Origin of the sequence: Mesorhizobium sp. M0854 (assembly GCF_040319815.1) — a bacterium.
In the GTDB taxonomy this organism is placed as follows: Bacteria; Pseudomonadota; Alphaproteobacteria; order Rhizobiales; family Rhizobiaceae; genus Mesorhizobium.
The window spans coordinates 32,074-52,530 of sequence record NZ_JAMYOL010000020.1 but is presented as its reverse complement, the minus strand read 5'-3'; the positions used below and the strand labels follow the sequence as shown (position 1 = coordinate 52,530).

The following is a 20,457-nucleotide window of genomic DNA, read 5'->3' as shown; positions in this document are numbered from 1 at the left end:
TGCCTATTCGGTGGTTCTCCCGCGCGATACCGGCGATGCTTCGGTATCGGAATAGCTGCCGGGGACGAAACAATATGCATAGATCTGTCCCCGATTTTCGTCGGTCACGCGGATCCAATCCTTTTCCCACGTTCGGAAGGTAATACGCCCGCCCGTCATCATAGCTGCGGCTCTGAACGGACTCGGCGCGTTGACAACGCGCACCGAGATAACATCGTCGCCGTCCATACGCTCGACGAGATACGTCTGCACGAAAGCCTCCCCATGCCCCGCTAGATCACCCGCACTTTAACGCCGGCTAATGAATTCGGTTGCAACTGCTTGGCGAAACTTTGGGTCCGATACTTTCCGTACCCACCGGCAACTTGGTCCTCCGTATTCGTCAGGTTTTTCAGCGACGGGATGCCAGTTCAGGGGAAGGCAGGCTGATTGCGGCCATGCCGGCGACATGCCAATCTGCGCCGCAACGTTAGGCCTTCGCCTCCGCGGGCAATGGAAAAGGCGCTCGAATGGGCTCCTTTATGCTGTCCGTGATCTGGCATTCTGCCCGTGATTTGGCCTCATCGGACGACCCTGCAGGCCTTTGCGGGACATCCACATAGCGTGGCGTCGCCATCACCGAGGCATAGCAATGTGCGTCGGCGGAGAAATGGGACGGTTCGTGGTTTTCTGAACCTGCCTCACGACGACTGCGTCGTGTCGACGATCCGTTGGAACAGAAGGCCTGGTGCTGGAACGTTAATCGTATTTGGCCAGGAAACGCCCGACGGCGCTGAGGCAGTCGTGCTTTTCCTCCACATGCGGCATGTGGCTGGAATTCGGGAAGACCAGGCCTTCAACGCACGGGATAAGATCCAGAAAGGGCTGGACGCAGGCCTCGGTCGCTTCGTCGTAGAAGCCGCGGAAAACCAGGGTCGGCGCCTCGATCCGATGCAGGCGGTCGACGATGGTCCAGTTCCGCATCGTGCCGATGACGTGGAACTCATTGGGACCGTTCATGGTGTGATAGACGGTCGGATCTTCCTCGATTGCCGCAAATGTCCGGGCGACCTCTGGCGGCATCGGAACGACGCGACAGACATGACGGTCGTAGAAAGCCTTCGTCGCCGCAACATATTCGGGGTGATCGGTGGTTCTCGCCGCTTCGTGCCGGTCGAGCGCACTTTGCACATTGGCTGGCAACTCGGCGCGCAATTGCCGGGCTCCTTCCACCCACAGCGCCATCGAGGCCAGCGAATTGGCCAGGATCAATGCCTTAAGCCCCTCAGGACGGCGCACGGCGTGCTCGGCCGAGAGTATGCCGCCCCAGGACTGGCCGAGCAGGGCATAATGGCTGGCAATGCTGAGATGGGCGAGCAACGCATCGAGTTCGCCCAGGAAGAAATCGACGGTCCAGAAGTCGACGCCCTTGTCCGGCAGATGGGTCGATTTGCCGTTGCCGATCTGATCGTAGTGGATGACGGCTCGCCCGGTTCCGGCAAGCTCCTTGAATGAGTCCACATAGTCGTGGGTGCAGCCCGGTCCACCATGAGCGACGACCAGGGGCAGCTTGCCCGACCCGAGGTCCCCAGTCACACGGTACCAGGTGCGATAGTCCTTGTAGTCGCTAAATCCTTCGGTGATCGCATGTGCCGTCACAGTCCAAGCTCCGCATCATGGCGCGGCAGGAGCCGCTTTGGTGCACCCCTCCCAAGCCTTGTTTGCGGCCGACGGTACTAAGCGGCCCAGCGCATTTACAGCTAGCACTATTTATAGGTTCGCCGGTTATGGGTTCGCCCGAGGCAAGGCCGATCGCCAGCAGGTCGCGAGCCTCAATGCTCCGGTTCGAGCAGCCGGTAATGGGCGGCGAGCGCGATGGCATGGAAGCGGTTGCGCGCGCCAAGCTTTCGCGTCGCCGCGTTGAGGTGCAGCGTTGCGGTAGGCACCGCGCGGCCAATCTCACGCGCGACCTGCTTGGCCGTCAGTCCGGCAGCGGCCAGGCGCAGGCACTGACGTTCGCGCGACGTCAGATGGACATGTTGGCAGGTGCGGATTCCGGCGTCGAAACCGGCGTAGGCGGAGTCATGCAGCAGATGACCCAGATCTCCGATCTCGGCGATCAAGGGTCTGGCTTCGAGCTCGAACCCGGCCTCCGGATCGGTACGGATCGCGGTGAAGGTGGCGAGATCGCCGCCGGCAAGGCGAATGGGAACGGTGACGCCGCAGGTCATCCTGGTGTCAAGCAAATAGCTGACCACAGGATCGTGCTTGGACTGGAGCACGCGCTGCATGACGGTGCTCTGAACGCCGCTGTGCGACCAGAGAAACGGTCTGGATACGGTGAGCGCGGCCTCCTGCACCGGGTCAAGCTGATAATATCCGCCCTTGCACCAGAGATCCTGCATATCGCGCGGCACGTTGCGCAGAGCCATCAACGAGGGCGTGATAAGCTCGCCCTTGTGACTGACCGGCACGGGCGTATAGTCGTAGATGAATGCGGTGAAACCGATGGGCTCCAGCACCTCCGTTGCCACCGCCATGGCAGCGTCGATGCTCATTCCGGTTTGGAACCGGCTCTCTAGATCGCCTGGAAGGCTCTGCATCGGGCAAGCTTACCCGCTGATGGTTGCTTGTCAAATAGCCATGTCGGCCGGCTGCTCAACAAATAGGCGGGGATAAGCCCGTCCGACCCTATCTATCTTAATAGCTATCCCGTCCGGCTTCGCTCGCCGTAGTCTTTTGCGATTGGGCCAAGTAGCGGACACCGTTCGCAAACCCAGACTGTTTCAGCCGCGCAATGGTCGATCGACCGGGTTCAGCGCGGCAAAAGCCGACACGCCTCCATGAGGGAACAAATATGCGACCCCAAAAAGCATTTGCAGCGTTGATGCCCTGCCTGGCTCTGCTCGGCGTGACCATGATGTCGCCGGCAAGCAGTGCCTTGGCCACCGAGGGCAAGCCAGGCGGCACACTCCGACTGCTGGCCAATGCCGCGGCAGGCACCGCCGATCCGCACATCAACTACACGCTGCAGTATTTCCAGATCAATTATGTCCTCTACGATGGCCTGGTGACCTACAAGAAGGCCGGGGACAAGACCGGCTTCGAAGTCGTCGCGGACCTGGCGGAAAGCCTCCCGCAGGTCGAGAACGGCGGCAAGACCTACGTCTTCAAGCTGCGCAAGGGCATCAAATTCGCGGATGGGTCGGATGTCACCACGAAGGACGTGGTGGCTTCGTTCCAACGCATCTTCAAGATCAGCGGGCCGACGGCCGGGACCTTCTACAAAGGCATCGTCGGCGCGGATGCGTGCTTGAAGACGCCTGCGACGTGTACCCTCGAAGGTGGCCTGTCGGTCGACGACGCCGCCGGAAACATTACCTTCAACCTGGTCCAGCCGGATGCCGAGTTCCTGCAGAAGCTGGCTGTTCCGCATGCGTCGATCCTGCCGGCGAGCGCGCCGCTGAAGGACGCCGGCACCGATCCGATCCCGGGCACCGGACCCTACATGATCGCCAGTTACGATCCCAACAAGCTGATGAAGATTGTGCGCAACCCTCATTTCAAGGAATGGAGCAAGGAAGCGCAGCCGGCCGGATATCCGGACGAGATCGACTACGAATTCGGCCTAACCGACGAGGCGGCGGTGACCGCTGTCGAGAACGGCCAGGCGGACTGGATGTTCGACCCGCCGCCGTCCGACCGTCTCGCCGAACTCGGCACCAAATATGCCAAGCAGGTCACGGTTCATCCGCTGACAGCGATGTGGTACGCGCCGATGAACACCAATCTGGCGCCGTTCAACGACATCCGCGTTCGCCAGGCAGTGAACTTCGCGATCGACCGCGCCGCGATGGTCAAGCTGTTCGGCGGCAGCAATCTGGCGCAACCGGCCTGCCAGATCCTGCCACCGGGCTTCCCGTCATTTGTGGCCTATTGCCCGTTCACCGCCAATCCGGGCGAGAAGTGGTCAGCACCGGATATGGACAAGGCCAAGCAATTGGTCGCTGAATCGGGAACCGCAGGTCAGGAGGTGACGATCATCACCGAGGACACCACGGTCTCCAAAGCGATCGGCGTCTACCTGCAGGATGTGCTCAACCAGCTTGGCTACAAGACGTCGGTCAAGCCGATCTCGCAGAACATACAGTTCACCTACATCCAGAACACCAATAACAAGGTGCAGATTTCGATCTCGCAATGGTTCCAGGATTACCCGGCGCCATCGAATTTCCTGCAGGTCTTGTTCAGCTGTGCCTCGTTTACGCCGGGCTCCGACGCCTCGGTCAATATTTCGGGGTTCTGCGACAAGTCGATCGACGCATCGATGGACGAGGCAGAGGCAGCCACCATCGCCGATCCGGCCAAGGGCGCGACACTCTGGACCGCCATCGACAAGGCTGTGACGGACAAGGCTCCGGTCGCTGTCCTGTTCACGCCAAAGCGCGTCGATGTGATCTCTTCCAGGCTGAAGAACTTCACCTTCAGCCCGCAATTCTACTGGATTGTCAGCCAGTCCTGGGTGGAATAGCCGACCGGAGCCAATGCGACGGAGTGCCGCTGGCTCTCCGTCGCATTTCCTTTTCCGGCGGATCAGCGCATCTTCCAGGCCGCGATTTTTCCCAGGCAATCCTGTTCATGGTCAATGTCATTGCGGACCAGCCTGCCATCCCGGTTCGCCGGGCCACCGATGGCCCGTGGCGCACCGCATGGCGCAAGCTGAAAGGCGATCGTTCGGCAATATCTGCCTTCGCCGTGCTCGTCGTCATTGTGATCGCCTCGCTCGCGGCGCCGCTTTATGCGCGGTACGTCTCCGGCACCGATCCATTTGTGACCAATCTCAATGGCGAGATCGTCGTCGATGGGGTGACCCAGCCGGTGCTGCAGCCCTCCACCGAAGGCCTTGGCCTCGGCATGACGCCGGTCGGGCCGACCTGGCGCATCGGACCCTATATGCTGGGTGCCGACAACCAGGGCCGTGACGTCGCGGCGCGGCTGCTTTACGGCGGACGGGATTCGCTGTTGATCTCGGGTGCTGCAGCCGTGCTGTGCCTTGTCCTCGCGACATTCCTTGGGGTCGTTTCCGGCTTCTTCGGCGGCATCGTCGACATCGGCCTGTCGCGCATTCTCGACGTGCTCTGGGCTTTTCCGATTTTCCTGTTGGCAATTTCATTGTCGATCGTGCTGATTGCGCAGAGTATCCAGATCGGTCCGTTCGAAATCCGCTCCGGCAGCCTGTGGCTACCGGTCTTCATCATCGGCATCGTCTATGTGCCCTATGTGGCGCGGCCGATCCGCGGCCATGTCCTGACCTTAATGCATGCCGAATTCGTCACCGCTGCGATCGGCCTTGGCGCATCGCCCTGGCGCATCCTTTTGCGCGACATCATGCCCAATGTGGTGACCCGCATCATCGTTTTCGTGCCGTTGATCCTGGCGCTCAACATGATGACGGAATCCTCGCTGTCGTTCCTGTCGATCGGCGTGCAGCCGCCGGATGCCAGCTGGGGCACGATCATCCAGGACGGCCAGGGCCTGCTCTATTCGCGGCCGGTCGTGGCACTGGCGCCGGGGCTAGCCATTGTGATCACGGTGCTGGCTCTAAACATTCTGGGCGACGGCGTGCGCGACGCGCTCGATCCGAAATCCTCGCCGAGGGGCGTCTAGTGGTTGCCGCGCTCGGCTTCCGGCTTGGCCAGATGGTGCTGGTTATGTTCGGTATCAGCGTCGTCGCTTTCCTGATCTTCTTTGCGACGCCTGGCGCTGATCCATCGGCGCGCATTGCTGGCCGCAATGCTTCGCAAGAGACGCTGATCCAGGTGCGTCACGATTTCGGTCTCGACCGGCCATTGCCGGTGCAATATGGGCTGATGATGAACCGGCTTTTCGTCAGCCGCGATCTCACCTCTTTCGTCAATCGCGGGCAGCGCGTCATTCCGACCGTGATAAGCGCCATTCCCGTGACGCTGTCGCTGGTCGGCGGCGCGGCAGTGCTGTGGGTGCTCGGCGGATTGATCGTCGGTGTGATCGCAGGCGCAACGCGCGGTACATTCATTGATCGCGCGCTGATGATCGTGAGCCTGGTAGGTGTGTCGATCCCGGTCTTCTGGCTGGGCGAGGTCGCCAACCTGCTGACGCAAAGCCGCTGGCACGACAACTGGCTGTTTTCCTGGGTTCCTCCGCTCGGCTACATCCCCCTGACCGAGAATCCCTGGGACTGGTTCAAGGCGCTCGTCATTCCGTGGTTCACGCTGGCAACCCTTTATGTCGGCCTCTACGGCCGGGTGCTGCGGGCAAGCCTGATCGAAATGATGCAGGAGGATTTCATCCGCACCGCCCGGGCCAAGGGGATCGGCGAACGCCGGGTGCTGCTGCATCATGGCCTCAGGACCTCTTTGGTCGCATTCGTCACCATGTTCGGCCTCGATTTCGGTGCCTTGGTCGGCGGCGGCGCGCTGTTGACCGAAGTGGTCTTCGGATTGCAGGGTGTCGGAAAACTGACGTATGAGGCGCTGCAGACCCTCGATCTGCCGATGATCCTGGCCACGGTGATTTACGCCGCCTTCTTCGTGGTGATGGCAAACTTCGTCGTCGACGTCGTCTTCGTCATAATCGACCCGAGGGCGCGCAATGTCGGCTGATGCTCCCCTTCTGGTGGTCAAGGACCTCACTGTCTCCTTCCGCAGCGACGAAGGCCTGGTGCGGGCGGTGGGAGGTGTTTCGTTCTCCGTCGAGCAGCGCGAGATCGTCGGTGTGGTCGGCGAATCCGGTTCGGGCAAAAGCCAGACCTTGCTCGCCATTATGGGGTTGATCGACAGCCCCAACGCTATCGTCTCCGGTTCCATCCGTTTCATGGGACAGGAGCTGATCGGGCTCAAGCGGCGTGCGCTCGATGCCATCCGCGGCCGCCAAATCGCGATGATCTTCCAGGATCCGATGTCTGCGCTCACCCCGGTGCATACGATCGGCAACCAGATCGGCGAGCAGGTCCGCGCGCATGAAAAGGTGTCGGCGAAAGCGGCACGGGCGAGGGCCGTGCAATTGCTGGATGCGGTCGGCATCGCAAATCCGGATCGGGTCATCGACAGCTACCCGCACCAGCTTTCCGGCGGTATGCGCCAGCGCGCGGTGATTGCCATGGCGCTCTCGTGCAACCCGGCGCTGCTCGTCGCGGATGAACCGACTACAGCCCTCGATGTTACCGTGCAGGCGCAGATCCTCGAACTGATCGGACTATTGCGCGACCAGTTCGGTTCCGCTGTGATCCTGGTCACGCATGATCTTGGCGTCGTCGCCGAAGTCGCGGACCGGGTACTGGTTATGTATGGCGGACGCTTTGTCGAGGAGGGCGGCAAGAGCAGCGTGTTCCGGGCGCCGCTGCATCCCTACACATGGGGCTTGTTCGGCTCGATCCCGCCGATGGAGGGACCACGTCCAGCCCGGCTCGCTGCCATTCCGGGAATTCCGCCGTCGCCCTCCAACCTGCCGAAAGGCTGCGCCTTCAGCCCCCGCTGCGCCTTTCGCCACGACGCCTGTCTGGTTCAACTGCCGATCATGCAAGGCGAGAGCCATCGCGCCGCGTGCCTGTTGCCGGAGCCTACGCGCAGACAATTCGCTGCCCAGAGGCCTGGCGGCGTGGTGGAGATGCAACGATGAATGCCATGCCACGCGAACGTCCGCTGCTTCGTGCCGGCGACCTGTCGAAGCGCTATAGCGTCGGCCGCTCGATCTTCCCGGCGCAGCGCCGGACCGTGCATGCGGTTGATACGGTGTCGCTCGACATCTGGCCCGGGGAGACCCTCGGCATCGTCGGCGAGTCCGGTTGCGGCAAATCCACGCTTGGCCGGTGTCTGGTGCGTCTGACCGAAATCAGCTCGGGGTCGCTGGAATTCGAGGGCCGCGACATCAGCGACGCCTCCCAGCGCCAGCTTCGTCCGTTGCGGCGGCAGATGCAGATGGTCTTTCAGGATCCCAGCGCTTCGCTCAATCCGCGCCGGCGGGTCGGCGATCTGCTGGCCGATCCGTTCCGCATCCATGAACGCCTCTCGGCATCGGAAATGGCGGACCGCGTGGCCGAGCTCCTGCGCCGGGTCGACTTGTCGCCCCAGCACGCATCGCGCTACCCGCACGAATTCTCCGGCGGCCAGCGCCAGCGTATCGGCATCGCCCGCGCGCTGGCGCTGCGGCCACGGCTGATCGTGGCCGACGAGCCGGTCTCGGCGCTCGACGTGTCGATCCAGGCGCAGATCGTCAATCTGCTCGCCGACCTGCGCGAGGAGTACAACCTGACTTATGTGTTCATCGCTCACGACCTTTCCGTGGTGCGTCAGATCTCGAGCCGTGTGGCGGTGATGTATCTGGGATCGATCGTGGAGAGCGGGCCGACCGACGAGGTCTTTGCGGCGCCCAGACATCATTACACCGCGGCGCTGCGTTCCGCCGTGCCGATACCCAGCATCGACCGGGCGCGGCGCGGCCGGCTAGTGCTCAAGGGTGACCTGCCCAGCCCGATGAGCCCACCCTCAGGGTGCCGGTTCCACACCCGTTGCCCAGCTGCCACCCCGATCTGCCGCAGCGACCGTCCGCTTCTCCAAAGCATTGGCGAGGGCCGCCTGGTTGCTTGCCATCATCCAGCCGGCGGTTGACGAGGGAATTCTCGTTCAGCGATATCGGATCAGGACCGTTCAGCCGTAATCGTCGCTTCGGCGAGAATAGAGGCCGATCTGGACGCCGCACGATCCGACGCTATGACGATGATCTTCGGAATACCCGTTCAGGCATTCCTCGGCCAATTGCTGGTCGGCCTCATCAACGGCTCGTTCTACGCAATGTTGAGCCTGGGCCTGGCTGTCATATTCGGCCTGTTGCGCGTCATCAATTTTGCCCACGGCGCGCTCTATATGCTCGGCGCCTTCGTCGGGTACCTGCTTCTCACCCGCTTCGGCATCGGCTACTGGCCGGCTCTGATCCTGTCGCCGCTGATCGTCGGCGGCTTCGGCGTCGTGGTCGAGCGCCTGGCGCTGTCGAGGCTTTACGACATCGACCCGCTTTACGGGCTGCTTTTCACCTTTGGCCTCGCGCTCGTGCTCGAAGGGGTGTTCCGTTACTACTATGGCGTATCGGGAAGTCCTTATTCCGTGCCGCCGCTGCTCTCAGGGGGAACCAATCTCGGCTTCATGTTCCTGCCCAATTATCGCGGCTGGGTGGTGGTCGCCTCGATGATCGTCTGTTTCGGCACCTGGGCGCTGATCGAGAAGACCAGGCTGGGCTCCTATCTGCGCGCGGCGACGGAGAACCCCGGCCTGGTGCAGGCTTTCGGCGTCAACGTGCCGTTGCTGCTGACCCTCACCTACGGCCTCGGCGCCGCTCTTGCCGGACTTGCAGGGGTTCTCGCCGCGCCGATCTATCAGGTGAGCCCGCTGATGGGATCTGACCTCATCATCGTCGTCTTCGCCGTCGTCGTGGTCGGCGGCATGGGATCGATCCTCGGGGCGATCGTCACCGGTTACATGCTTGGCCTCGCCGAAGGCCTGACCAAGGTCTTCTATCCCGAAGCCTCCAATCTGGTGGTCTTCGTCATCATGGCAATCGTGCTTCTGGTCCGGCCAGCCGGCCTGTTCGGAAGGGATGCCTGAGATGGCCGAACTGACACTTCGCGAGACGCGTGCCAAGAATTCGGCACGGCTTGAATGGGCGCTGGTCGGGCTCGGCATCCTGGCGCTGCTGGTGGCGCCTTTCTTCGTCTATCCGATCTTCCTGATGAAGATGCTGTGCTTTGCGCTGTTTGCCTGCGCGTTCAACCTTCTGCTCGGCTACACCGGGCTGTTGTCCTTCGGCCATGCGACATTCTTCGGCGGGGCGGCCTATTTCACCGCATACGCGGTCAAGGTCTGGGGCTGGCCACCGGAAGCGGGCATCCTGCTCGGTGTCCTAGGTGCCGCGCTGCTCGGCCTTGTGATGGGCTTCTTTGCCATCCGCCGGCAAGGCATCTATTTCGCCATGATCACGCTGGCGCTGTCGCAGATGTTCTTCTTCTTCTGCGTGCAGGCGCCGTTCACCGGAGGTGAGGACGGCATCCAGGGCGTGCCGCGCGGCAGGCTGCTTGGAATGCTCGACCTGAACGTCCCGATGAACATCTATTATTTCGTGCTGGCGGTCTTCCTGATCGGCGTGTTCGCCATCTGGCGCATCATCAACTCGCCTTTCGGCATGATCCTGCGTTCTATCCGGGAAAACGAGAGCCGGGCCATTTCGCTGGGCTATTCCGTCGCCAACTACAGCTGGCGGCTTTCGTCATGTCGGCAACATTGGCCGGGCTGGCCGGCGCGCTCAAGGCGATCGTTTTTCAGTTTGCCACGCTCACCGACGTCACCTGGCAGATGTCGGGCGAGGTGATCCTGATGACGCTCCTCGGCGGCATCGGCACCATGGCCGGGCCGATCATCGGCGCCAGTCTGGTCGTCGGCCTGGAAAACATGCTCGCCACCTCGAACTTTCCGGTGACCATCGCCACCGGCCTGACCTTCATGGTCTGCGTGCTGGTTTTCCGGCGCGGTATTGTCGGTGAGGTCTATGCGCGGTTTCTCGGGCCAAAGGGTGACGCGAAAGACTGAACGGCTCAGTTCCGCCTCGCTAGGCGATGCGTAAGCCTTGCGCGTCGAGAAGCACGCAGCCCAGCGGGTCGAAGCAGACATCGACCGCTTCGCCTTCACGCAGCGGCTGGCCGTCGATCAACGTGTTGGCGCGCACCAGCGTGCCGGCGCCGATGTCGATCTCGTAGACCGCATTGCCGCCGAGATAGGAGGTCGAGGCGATCCGTCCCGCCAGCCTGTTGGCAGCACCGGCGGTACCGACGGTAAGCTTCTGCGGGCGAACGACGACGGTGACCACGCTGCCGGTCTCGAGCGCCTTCGGCGCGGCCGCCTTTACGATATGGCCGGTGGCCAGCGCGATCGTCGCCATCTTGCCGTCCATCACGGTCACGCTGCCGGGCAGCATGTTGGCCTTGCCCAGGAAATTGGCGACGAATGCGGTGGCCGGCTGGTCATAGACCTGCGCGGGGGAGCCGATCTGCTCGATCAGGCCGGCGTTCATCACGACGATGTGGTCGGACATCGACAAGGCTTCTTCCTGGTCGTGCGTCACGAAGATAGCAGTGATGCCCGTCTCCCTCTGGATTTTCTTGATCTCGACGCGCATGTCCTCGCGCATATTGGCGTCGAGCGCCGACAAGGGCTCGTCCAGCAGCAGCACTTCCGGCTCGAAGACGATGGCGCGGGCCAGTGCGATGCGTTGCTGCTGGCCGCCCGAGAGCTGTGACGGCAGCTTTGTCTCACTGCCGGGCAGCCGCACCATATCCAGCGCCTTCTTGACCCGGCGCACGATTTCCGGTTTCGGCACGTTTCGGTATTTCAGGCCGAATGCGACGTTGTCGAAGACGTTCTTGTGCGGAAAGAGCGCGTAGTTCTGGAACACCAGACCAATGTTGCGCTTATAGATCGGGATGTCGTCGACCCGCTTTCCGCCGATCGAGATCTGGCCACTGGAGATGTCGACCAGGCCCGCGATCGAGCGCAGGATCGTCGTTTTGCCGCACCCGGACGGCCCCAGCAAGGTGACGAAACTACCTTTGCGGATTGCCAGTGAAAAATCGCGCACAGCGGCGAACTTGCCGTAGAAAATATCGATGTCGCGAAACTCGACCGCAGGCTTTCCTATCGGCTGCCGCTCGCTCTGGGCGAGCGGGTCGCCATCAGCCCCGGCCGAAGCCGGCCGGGGCTGCTGGTCGTGGCTGTTGTCGTCATGCACCTTTCGACACCCTGTCCCATTGCTTGGTCCAGGCGTCTTCGTTCTTCGCCCAGTAGAGCGGATCGGCGAAGGTCAGCGATTTCATCGATCCAGTCGGGTCGAAGGCCGGAAGCGCCGCGATCTTGTCGGTCAGCTTCACCTTGGTGGGGTCAAGCGATGGCGGATAGTTCTGGCCCTCGGCGACGGCGATCGAGGTGGCAGGATCCAGCATGAAGTTGATCAGTTCCTCGCATTCGGCCATCGGCGAACCCTTGAGGACCAGCATGTCCTCCATCCACGCGTATGAGCCGGCAGGGTCGAGATAGCCGATCGGCTGGCCCTGCTGCTGCAGGGCGGCGACACGTCCTGACCAGGCGTCGGTGACAACGATCTCGTTTCGCGACAGGAGGTCCATGAGTTCCGCGCCGGAACTCCAGAACTTCTTGGCCAGGTCGCGGGTCTCGCGAACCTTGGCCCAGACCGCATCCATGTCCTGGATGTTGTTGGGGTCCTGTTTCGTCTGCAGTGCCGCATACCAGACGCGCGTCGTCATATCGGCATAGCCGCCGATCTTGCCGGCATATTTCGTGTCGGTAAGCAGGTTGGCGCCCTTTTCCTTGGCTTCCTCCGGCGAGATGACCTTGTTGTTGTAGGCGATGCCGGTGGTGCCGTAATCATATGGCACTGCCGACAGCTTCGGCGTGATCTTGCGGAACGGCTCGATCATGGCGGTCAGGACATTCGCCATGTTCGGAATGTTTGCCTCGTTGATCTCCGAATTGAAACCGCCATTGACGTATTTGATGTAGTAGTTGACGCCGGAAGAATGGACGATCTGGAAGTCGCCTGGTTTCGACGTCTTGATCTTGGTGATGATCTCGTTCTCGTCGCCAAAGGTGCCCTGGACGACCTTGACCTTGGACTTGGCGGTATAAGGCTGGAACGCGTACTTATCGATCGCCTCCTGCACCACGCCGCCCCATCCGTCGAAGCGCACTTCCGAAACCGCGGCCAGCGCCCGTCCCATCCAAGGCATGGAAAGCCCGGTGGCGGCGGCAGCGGCGGCCGTCAGCGTCAGGAATGATCGTCGGCTGATGTCGCCATTGGCATAGCGTTCGTTGAGCCGTTCCAGTCGTTTGGTGGTTGTCAGTTTCATTTCCATTCTCCCATTTTCATTTTCACTTGCCTGCCTTGAACCAGGTGAGGCTTTGCAGGATGAGCCCGCCTGCCAAGGGAATGCCGACCGTCAAAAGGATCATGACGGTTCCGAGCGCGTTCACCTCAGGGCTGATCGAGATCTTCAGCATCGAAAGGATTTGCGTCGGCATGGTCTCGACGCCGGCCGGCCGCCAGAACAGGCTGGCCGAGGTGTTGTCGAACGAAATGGTGAAAGCGAGCAGAACACTGGCAAGCACTGCGGGAATGAGCAGCGGCAGCGTGATTTCGCGGAATGTCGACACGCGCGGCGCCCCGAGCGAAAGCGCCGCCTCCTCATAGGAACGTTTTATGCCGACCATGCGCGCCTGGACGATCAGCACCACGTAGGGGAGCGTGAGCATAATGTGGCCGAGCACCAGCAGCGTCATGCTGCGCGGCTGGTCGACGGCTTTGATCATGACCAGCAGGCCGACGCCGAGTATCGTTTCGGGGACCAGCGCGGGAAGAATGACAAGCGTGTTGATCGCCTGCTTGCCACGGAACTCGAAGCGCACCAGCGCCAATGCCGCCATGATGCCGAGCAGCGTCGTCACCGTTGCCGTCACCAGGGCAATCCACATCGATGTCCGGAAGGCGTCGAGAACCGGCTCGTTGGTGAGCAGCTTTTCGTACCATCGCAGGCTGAAGCCGGTGAGGGGAAAGCCGCCGAACATCGAGGCATTGAAGGAAAGCACGACCGTGGCGAGGATCGGCGCAAACATGAAGACGTAGACGCACACCGTGATCGCGCCGGTCAGCCGCCACACCCATCTGCCTTCGCGATCGGGATGATCCGCTCTCATGCACTGAGGCCCTTCATGATCTGCGATAGGCCCATATAGCGGCTATAGGCGGCCGCGGCCGCGCCGAGCAGGACGAACAGGACGATGGAAAGCGTGGCGCCCATCGGCCAATTGAGCTGCCCCATGATGGTGTCGTAGATCAAGTTGCCGAACAGCGCATCGCGGCTGCCACCGAGCAGCTGCGGCGTCACATAGGAGCCGGCCGCCAGCACGAAGCAGAGCAGCAGCCCGGCGCCCAGCCCCGGCATCGATAGCGGCAGGGTCACTTCGCGAAACGCCTGCGCGCTGGTACAGCCCATCGAGCGGGCGGCGGCGATCAGCGTGCGGTCGATGCTTTCCAGGCTGACATAGACGTTCAGGATCATATAGGGCAGCAGAAAATGCAGCAGCCCCATGATGACGGCGCCCTCGGTGTAGAGCATCGGCAACGGCTCGTTGATAATCCCCAGCCCGATGAGCACGACGTTGATCAGCCCCTGTTCGCCGAGAATATGGATCCACGAGAATGTCCGGATGGTGAAGCTGATCCAGAACGGCACAATGAGCAGCAGCAACAACAGCCATTTGTGCCTGAAGGTCGTGGCCCAGATGAAATAGGCGGGGAAATAGCCAAGGATCGCGCAGATCACAGCGGTGATGGCGCCGACGCGAACGGTCTTCCAAAGAAAACCGTGATAGTAGCTGTCGGTGAGGAATTCCTTCCAGTTGTCGAAGGTCAGCACCGCCGACTCCACCCCCGCGGTGACGAAGGTGAAAAACGTGTAGACCGTCATCATCGCGATCGGCAGCAGCAGAAGCAGGGTAAGCAGTAAAAGCACAGGCGCGACGAGGACCCAGGCCAGTCGCTGATCGTATAATTTCCACCCTTTGGTCACGACCCGTCCAACCGCTTTATGTGCAAGCCGCCATCACCGGGCTCGGCTCCGGACTAGATTGGGCGATCGGCGTTCAGGTGTCCACTCTGCATATGGCTCCTGCACAAATTCTGTGCAGGGCCCCCGCGCGACCCTCGCCCTGCCGGATTCAACAAATTGCCCGACGTTCCGCCTGCACATTGATTAAATCAGATATCCCGATATACAGGGTAATTTCGGATATGGGATTTTACATGGGCCGGGCAATTTCATGAGTCGCAATTTTCTGGTGATTGAACCTGAGGAAGGCATTGCCGTGCTCAAGGGGCTTGCCTCCTCGGCGCGGATCTCGATGCTGAAATTGCTGCATGAGAAGGGGCCGATGAATGTCAACGAAATCGCCGCCGTGCTGTCGCTTCCGCAGTCGACCGTCTCGACCAACATCCAGGTGCTGGAGGATGCGGGGCTGATCCGCACCGAGAACCTGAAAGCGAAGAAAGGCAGTCAGAAAATCTGTTATCCGATGGCGGAAGAAGTGCTCGTCGTGTTCAAGAGCGAATATCGTGCGGTCAAGAACGACGCGATCGAAGTGTCGATGCCGATCGGGCTTTATACCGGCTTCGAGGTTACCGCGCCCTGCGGCCTTTGTTCGCCGGACGGCATCATCGGTCTGCTCGATGTGCCGAACACTTTCCTCGATCCGGACCGCATGAAGGCCGGTCTGCTATGGTTCACGCGCGGTTTTGTCGAATACCAGTTCCCCAACAATGCCAAGCTCGCCAATGCCGAGATCACCGGACTCGAAGTTGCGATAGAGCTGTCTTCGGAAGTGCCGGGCACCAGCGCCGATTGGCCCTCGGACATCACGCTGACGATCAATGGCGTCGATGTCGGCACCTGGACGTCGCCGGGGGATTTCGGCGACAAGCGCGGCGTCTTCACGCCCTCCTGGTGGAAGCTCAAGGGCTCGCAATACGGTAAGATGAAGAACTGGCGAATTGCCAATGACGGCACCCATGTCGACGGCCTCAGGATTTCCGAAACCGGCCTCGCCGCACTCGATCTGAAGAGCCATCAGTCAATCCGCGTCCGTATCGGCGTCAAGGACGACGCCAAGCGCCCCGGCGGGATCAATATTTTCGGCAAGGGCTTTGGAAATTACGACCAGGACATCCTGCTCAGGATCAAAACTGGTTGATATCATGAAACCGGGTTCTGAAGATAACGCAGCAATTTCAACTATCTGGCTTTCTGCTGTGCCAAAGCGTTCGTCTAATTGTCCTACATTTGGGTATTTTGGCTTGACGAAGGGCTGCCAATTCCTCTTTGATATCGGGCAAGATGATTTAAATCATCGTTTGTGATATCGATGGGAGGAATGCATGAAGGCAGCCGTTACGGCTCATCCGCACTATGTTGTCTCGGAAATCGATCCGAGGCTCTACGGATCCTTCATCGAGCATCTGGGGCGGGCAGTTTACACTGGCATCTATGAGCCCGGCCATCCGACAGCGGATGCCAACGGCATGCGTCAGGACGTCATCGACCTCGTCAGGGAACTCAATGTTCCGATCGTCCGCTACCCCGGCGGCAATTTCGTCTCGGCCTACAATTGGGAAGACGGCATTGGCCCCAAGGAACAGCGCCCAGTGCGCCTCGACCTCGCCTGGCACACGTCGGAAAGCAACGAAGTCGGCCTGCATGAATTTGCCGATTGGTGCACCTCCGCCAACACCGAGATGATGCTTGCCGTCAATCTCGGCTCGCGCGGCCTCGATGAAGCCCGCAACCTGCTGGAGTACGCCAACCATCCCGGCGGCAGCAAATGGAGCGACAGGCGCATCGCCAACGGCCGCAAGGAGCCGTTCGACGTCAAGCTCTGGTGCCTCGGCAATGAAATGGATGGCCCCTGGCAGATCGGCCACAAGACCGCGGACGAGTATGGCCGGCTGGCGCATGAGACGGCCAAGGCCATGCGTGCCTTCTCCAAGTCACTTGAGCTGGTGGTCTGCGGCTCTTCGAATGCCAAGATGCCGACCTACCCTGAATGGGAAGCGACGGTTCTCGACCATACCTACAACGAGGTCGACTACATCTCGCTGCACATGTATTTCGACAACGAAGCCAAGGACGCTCCGAACTATCTCGCCATGAGCGAAAAGCTCGACGACTACATTGTCTCGGTCGCCGGCGTCATCGAGTATATCAAGGCCAAGAAGCGCTCCAACAAGCAGGTCTACATCTCGTTCGACGAATGGAACGTCTGGTACCATTCCAAGGAGCAGGACAGGAAGATACTCGGCGGCAGCAACGGCTGGCCGTTCGCCCCGCCGTTGCTCGAAGACATCTATAATTTCGAGGATGTGCTGCAGGTCGGCCTGATCCTCAACACCTTCATCCGCCGTTCCGATGTCGTCAAGATCGCCTGCCTGGCACAACTGGTCAATGTCATCGCGCCGATCATGACCGTTCCGAATGGCCCGGCATGGCGGCAGACGATTTTTTATCCCTATCTGTTTGCTTCTAACTATGGTCGCGGCAATGCGCTGGATCTCAAGGTGGAAAGCCCGACCTACAAATCCAGCGTTGCGGGCGACGTCGCTTATGTCGATGTTGCGGGCGTGCACGACAGGCAAACCGGCCACGTCACCTTCTTCGCGGTCAACCGCCATTCGAGCGAGGCAATCGAAACAGTGGTCGACCTCACCGGCTTCGGCGCGGCGGAGATCGTCGATCACCAGGTGATGGCACACGCCGATCTGAAAGCCGTCAATTCGGCCGAAAACCCTGGCAATGTCGGCCCCAGGAAGGGCGAGGGCGCCTCGCTCGCCAGCGGCAAGCTGAGCCTGTCACTGCCGCCCTATTCCTACCAGGTCATACGCCTGAGGCTCTGAGTTCAGGCGGATCATCGAGAAAGCGCAAACGCTGAGGAGGAGCGTCGACGTGACGGCCGATATCGAGATCAGGAATGTGAGCAAGCAGTTCGGTGCCATGACGGTGCTGGATCATCTGTCGCTCTCCATAAGGGCACGCGAATTCATCGTGTTCCTGGGCCCGTCCGGCTGCGGAAAATCGACGCTTCTTCGAATGATTGCCGGGCTCGAAGCTGTCGATAGCGGCGAGATTGCCATCAACAACGAGCGCATCGATCATCTGCCACCGGGCAAGCGCGGCATTGCCATGGTGTTCCAGTCCTATGCGCTTTATCCGCACATGACGGTGCGCGACAACATGGCCTTCGGGCTTGCGAATATCGGCGTTCCAGGCAAGGTCATCGAGGCGCGCATCAACGAAGCCGCCCGCATCCTCGAAATGCCGCATCTGCTCGATCGCAAGCCGGGCCAGCTCTCCGGTGGTCAGCGCCAGCGCGTCGCCATCGGCCGTGCGATCGTCAAGGAGCCGAAGGCCTTTCTGTTCGACGAGCCGCTTTCCAATCTCGATGCGGCGTTGCGCACCCGCACCCGCATCGAGCTTGCCCAGCTTCACCAGCGGCTGCAATCGACGATGATCTTCGTCACCCATGACCAGGTCGAGGCAATGACGCTGGCCGACCGCATCGTCGTCATGAACAATCGCAAGATCGACCAGATCGGTACCCCGATGGAGATCTACGAACGCCCGGCGACCAAATTCGTCGCGGGTTTCGTCGGCGCGCCGGCGATGAACTTCGTCGATGCGACGCTTGACAGATCCGGCGAGAACGCCACGGCCAGGTTTGCGGACGGCGTCTCGGTGCAGACCGAGATCGCCTCCAGCCAACTGACCGATGGCAAGTACACTTTCGGCATCCGTTCTGAAGACGTGCGCATCGTTGCCGCCGGACAGGGCAATGCCGGCGGCGTGGTCGATGTGCTCGAGCGGCTCGGCGAACGCACCCTGATCTACGCGCGGCTGGGCGATGGCCAGCAGATCGTCGGCTCGGATGCCGGCAACAGCCGCGTCGCCGTCGGCGACAGAATCGGGCTCGCCTTTGACGGCCAGAAATCGCATCTGTTCAACGAGACCGGCCGCGCCTGGCATGCGAGAGAGGCCTGAGATGGCTGACCGGCTGGCGATGTCCCCGACCGCGACGCTTGCTGTCGGCGTCAGAGCCCCTACCGCCGACATCTATGCGCCGCAATGGCGAAACGTCATTTTCGTTGCGCCATTCTTGTTCTTCTTCACCACGCTGCTGCTCTTCCCGCTGCTCTGGGGGATGTGGCTGAGTTTCCACAAGGCCGACACGTTCTCGTCCGGAAATTTTGTCGGTCTCGGCAATTACGCCAGGCTGTATCACGACAAGGTCTTCCTGCAATCGATCTGGAACACCTTCTATTTCGTGCTTCTGACGGTGCCGACGCTGGCGCTGATCGGCCTTTTCCTGGCGCTTTGCCTCAACCGCCGCACGCGCGCTGCCGCGGTTTTGCGGACGCTGTTCTTTTCCTCGTCGGTGCTATCGGTCACCATCGTCACGCTGATCTGGCGCATCGTCTTCATTCCGAATGTCGGGCTGTTGTCGACGATTTACGGATGGTTCGGCGCAACGGCTCCGGCCTTCATTTCCGATCCCAGCCTGGCGATGGCCGGCATCGCCATTGCCACCATCTGGTGGTGCATCGGCCTGCCGATGATGCTCTTTCTCTCAGCACTCCAGCAGATCCCGCAGGACATTTACGAGGCGGCAGCGCTGGACAATGCCAATCGCTGGCAAACGCTGCGGTCGATCACGCTGCCGTCGATCAAGCGGACCTTCATCCTGGTGATCATCATCCAGATCGTGCTGCAATTCCAGCTGTTCGGCCAGGCCTGGCTAATGACGCGCGGCGGTCCGAACAATCTGACCAAGCCGATCGTGCTCTATATCTACGATACCGCATTCCGTCGCTGGGATCTCGGCCTGGGCGCCGCCGCATCGGAAATCCTGTTCATCCTCATCCTGGTCGCGGCCATGGCCCAGTACCTGGTGACACGCAGCAGGGGAGACCAGGCATGAGCGCCCCAGCAGCTTCCATCAAGGGCCGGGCATTTGGCGACCATTTGTTATTGGCCCTGGTCATCCTGCTTTCGATCGTCATGATCGCGCCGGTTCTGTGGGTCGTCGGTCTATCACTCAAGGACAATACGGAGCTGATGGCCGATCCGAACTCGGTGTTTCACGCGCCCTATACGCTGAAGAACTACATCAACACCGTCGGCACCTCGTCGGTGTTCATCTGGGTGCGCAACAGCATCATCGTCTCGGGCGGATTGACGCTCGGCACGTTGATCCTGTCATCGCTCGCCGGCTACGGCTTTGCACGGCTGAATTTCCCCGGCCGAGACGTGCTGTTCGTGATCGTGCTGTTCGGCTTGGCGGTCCCGGAACAGGCCGTGCTTGTCGCCCGTCACCAGATCTTCAGCATGCTGAAGTTCCACAACACCTATCAAGGGCTCATCCTGCCGGGCCTTTCAGCTCCGTTCGGCGTCTTCCTGATGACCCAGTATTTCAAGGCCATCCCGAAGGAGCTGGACGAAGCCGCCATGCTCGATAACGCCAGCCGGCTCAGGATTTTCTGGAAGGTGCTTCTGCCGCTCACGCTGCCTGCGCAGGCGACGCTCGGCATCTTCACCTTTCTCGGCGCGTGGAACGACTACTTCTGGCCGCTGATTTCGGCGACGAAGAAGGACATGTTCACGCTGACGGTCGGCATGGCCTCGACCCAGACCAACTTCGCCCAGTCCGAAGGCATCGGCTTCCTGATGGCGCAGGCGGTGTTCGCCGGTGCACCGATCCTGATCGTCTACCTGTTCTTCCAGAAATACATCGTCACGGCGGTCTCCGGCGCTGCGGTGAGATAACGAAGATTGCCTGACGGCCG

General features: G+C 61.1%; 18 protein-coding genes and 1 pseudogene. 12 read left to right on the top strand and 7 right to left on the bottom strand.

Features of this window, described 5'->3' with window-relative positions:
* Positions 1-3: 3 nt before the first annotated feature.
* From NKH99_RS24240 to NKH99_RS24230, 3 genes are all read right to left on the bottom strand, one after another.
* Positions 4-252 carry a hypothetical protein gene (locus NKH99_RS24240; protein ID WP_353015929.1) on the bottom strand — a complete coding sequence of 83 codons (249 nt, stop codon included), beginning with the start codon at positions 250-252 and terminating at the stop codon, positions 4-6.
* A 486-nt stretch (positions 253-738) separates the two neighbouring features.
* On the bottom strand, positions 739-1,638 hold the full coding sequence (locus NKH99_RS24235; protein WP_353015927.1) for a proline iminopeptidase-family hydrolase: 900 nt from the start codon (positions 1,636-1,638) through the stop codon (positions 739-741).
* Positions 1,639-1,811: 173 nt separating this feature from the next.
* Positions 1,812-2,537 (bottom strand): LuxR family transcriptional regulator, encoded by a 726-nt coding sequence (locus NKH99_RS24230; protein WP_352683165.1) that lies wholly within the window; start codon positions 2,535-2,537, stop codon positions 1,812-1,814.
* Positions 2,538-2,866: 329 nt separating this feature from the next.
* On the opposite strand from NKH99_RS24230, the gene NKH99_RS24225 reads away from it, so the two are divergent.
* The 7 genes and pseudogenes from NKH99_RS24225 to NKH99_RS24195 all read left to right on the top strand — a co-directional run bounded on the left by NKH99_RS24225 (position 2,867) and on the right by NKH99_RS24195 (position 10,592).
* Complete coding sequence (locus NKH99_RS24225) at positions 2,867-4,510, top strand: ABC transporter substrate-binding protein (protein ID WP_353015924.1); 1,644 nt, start codon at positions 2,867-2,869, stop codon at positions 4,508-4,510.
* Positions 4,511-4,617: 107 nt separating this feature from the next.
* Complete coding sequence (locus tag NKH99_RS24220) at positions 4,618-5,646, top strand: ABC transporter permease (protein ID WP_352449667.1); 1,029 nt, start codon at positions 4,618-4,620, stop codon at positions 5,644-5,646.
* Complete coding sequence (locus NKH99_RS24215; protein WP_353015922.1) at positions 5,646-6,620, top strand: ABC transporter permease; 975 nt, start codon at positions 5,646-5,648, stop codon at positions 6,618-6,620. Before NKH99_RS24220 ends, NKH99_RS24215 begins: the two co-directional genes overlap by 1 nt.
* A complete protein-coding gene (locus tag NKH99_RS24210) occupies positions 6,610-7,635 on the top strand; it encodes an ABC transporter ATP-binding protein (RefSeq protein WP_353015919.1) in 1,026 nt (341 codons plus the stop codon). Before NKH99_RS24215 ends, NKH99_RS24210 begins: the two co-directional genes overlap by 11 nt.
* On the top strand, positions 7,632-8,624 hold the full coding sequence (locus tag NKH99_RS24205; RefSeq protein WP_352449665.1) for an ABC transporter ATP-binding protein: 993 nt from the start codon (positions 7,632-7,634) through the stop codon (positions 8,622-8,624). The genes NKH99_RS24210 and NKH99_RS24205 overlap by 4 nt, the downstream gene beginning before the upstream one ends.
* A 102-nt stretch (positions 8,625-8,726) precedes the next feature.
* The gene (locus tag NKH99_RS24200; RefSeq protein WP_352501369.1) at positions 8,727-9,614 is read left to right on the top strand and encodes a branched-chain amino acid ABC transporter permease; all 888 of its coding nucleotides are present in this window, start codon (positions 8,727-8,729) and stop codon (positions 9,612-9,614) included.
* Position 9,615: 1 nt separating this feature from the next.
* Positions 9,616-10,592 (top strand): annotated as a pseudogene (locus NKH99_RS24195) (branched-chain amino acid ABC transporter permease).
* Positions 10,593-10,611: 19 nt separating this feature from the next.
* Here NKH99_RS24195 and NKH99_RS24190 read toward each other — a convergent pair.
* Genes NKH99_RS24190 through NKH99_RS24175 form a run of 4 tightly spaced genes read right to left on the bottom strand, consistent with a single transcriptional unit; the run spans position 10,612 to position 14,641 of the window.
* Positions 10,612-11,787 carry an ABC transporter ATP-binding protein gene (locus NKH99_RS24190; protein ID WP_352472489.1) on the bottom strand — a complete coding sequence of 392 codons (1,176 nt, stop codon included), beginning with the start codon at positions 11,785-11,787 and terminating at the stop codon, positions 10,612-10,614.
* Positions 11,780-12,922 (bottom strand): extracellular solute-binding protein, encoded by a 1,143-nt coding sequence (locus tag NKH99_RS24185; RefSeq protein ID WP_023675643.1) that lies wholly within the window; start codon positions 12,920-12,922, stop codon positions 11,780-11,782. Before NKH99_RS24185 ends, NKH99_RS24190 begins: the two co-directional genes overlap by 8 nt.
* A gap of 22 nt (positions 12,923-12,944) precedes the next feature.
* Positions 12,945-13,766, bottom strand: a complete 822-nt coding sequence (locus tag NKH99_RS24180) for an ABC transporter permease (RefSeq protein ID WP_352821405.1) — start codon at positions 13,764-13,766, stop codon at positions 12,945-12,947.
* Complete coding sequence (locus NKH99_RS24175; protein WP_352501364.1) at positions 13,763-14,641, bottom strand: ABC transporter permease; 879 nt, start codon at positions 14,639-14,641, stop codon at positions 13,763-13,765. The genes NKH99_RS24180 and NKH99_RS24175 overlap by 4 nt, the downstream gene beginning before the upstream one ends.
* Before the next feature lie 250 nt (positions 14,642-14,891).
* Here NKH99_RS24175 and NKH99_RS24170 point away from each other — a divergent pair, with 250 nt between their 5' ends.
* From NKH99_RS24170 to NKH99_RS24150, 5 genes are all read left to right on the top strand, one after another.
* Positions 14,892-15,818, top strand: coding sequence for an ArsR/SmtB family transcription factor (locus NKH99_RS24170; protein ID WP_353015915.1), 927 nt, complete (start codon positions 14,892-14,894; stop codon positions 15,816-15,818).
* Between the two features lie 184 nt (positions 15,819-16,002).
* Positions 16,003-17,514: an arabinosylfuranosidase ArfA gene (gene arfA, locus NKH99_RS24165; protein ID WP_353015913.1), complete on the top strand. Its 1,512-nt coding sequence runs from the start codon at positions 16,003-16,005 to the stop codon at positions 17,512-17,514.
* A gap of 49 nt (positions 17,515-17,563) precedes the next feature.
* Positions 17,564-18,655, top strand: coding sequence for an ABC transporter ATP-binding protein (locus NKH99_RS24160; RefSeq protein ID WP_352449658.1), 1,092 nt, complete (start codon positions 17,564-17,566; stop codon positions 18,653-18,655).
* A gap of 19 nt (positions 18,656-18,674) precedes the next feature.
* Positions 18,675-19,592 carry a carbohydrate ABC transporter permease gene (locus NKH99_RS24155; RefSeq protein ID WP_502895679.1) on the top strand — a complete coding sequence of 306 codons (918 nt, stop codon included), beginning with the start codon at positions 18,675-18,677 and terminating at the stop codon, positions 19,590-19,592.
* Positions 19,589-20,437: a carbohydrate ABC transporter permease gene (locus tag NKH99_RS24150; RefSeq protein ID WP_352541703.1), complete on the top strand. Its 849-nt coding sequence runs from the start codon at positions 19,589-19,591 to the stop codon at positions 20,435-20,437. The genes NKH99_RS24155 and NKH99_RS24150 overlap by 4 nt, the downstream gene beginning before the upstream one ends.
* Positions 20,438-20,457 lie beyond the last annotated feature (20 nt).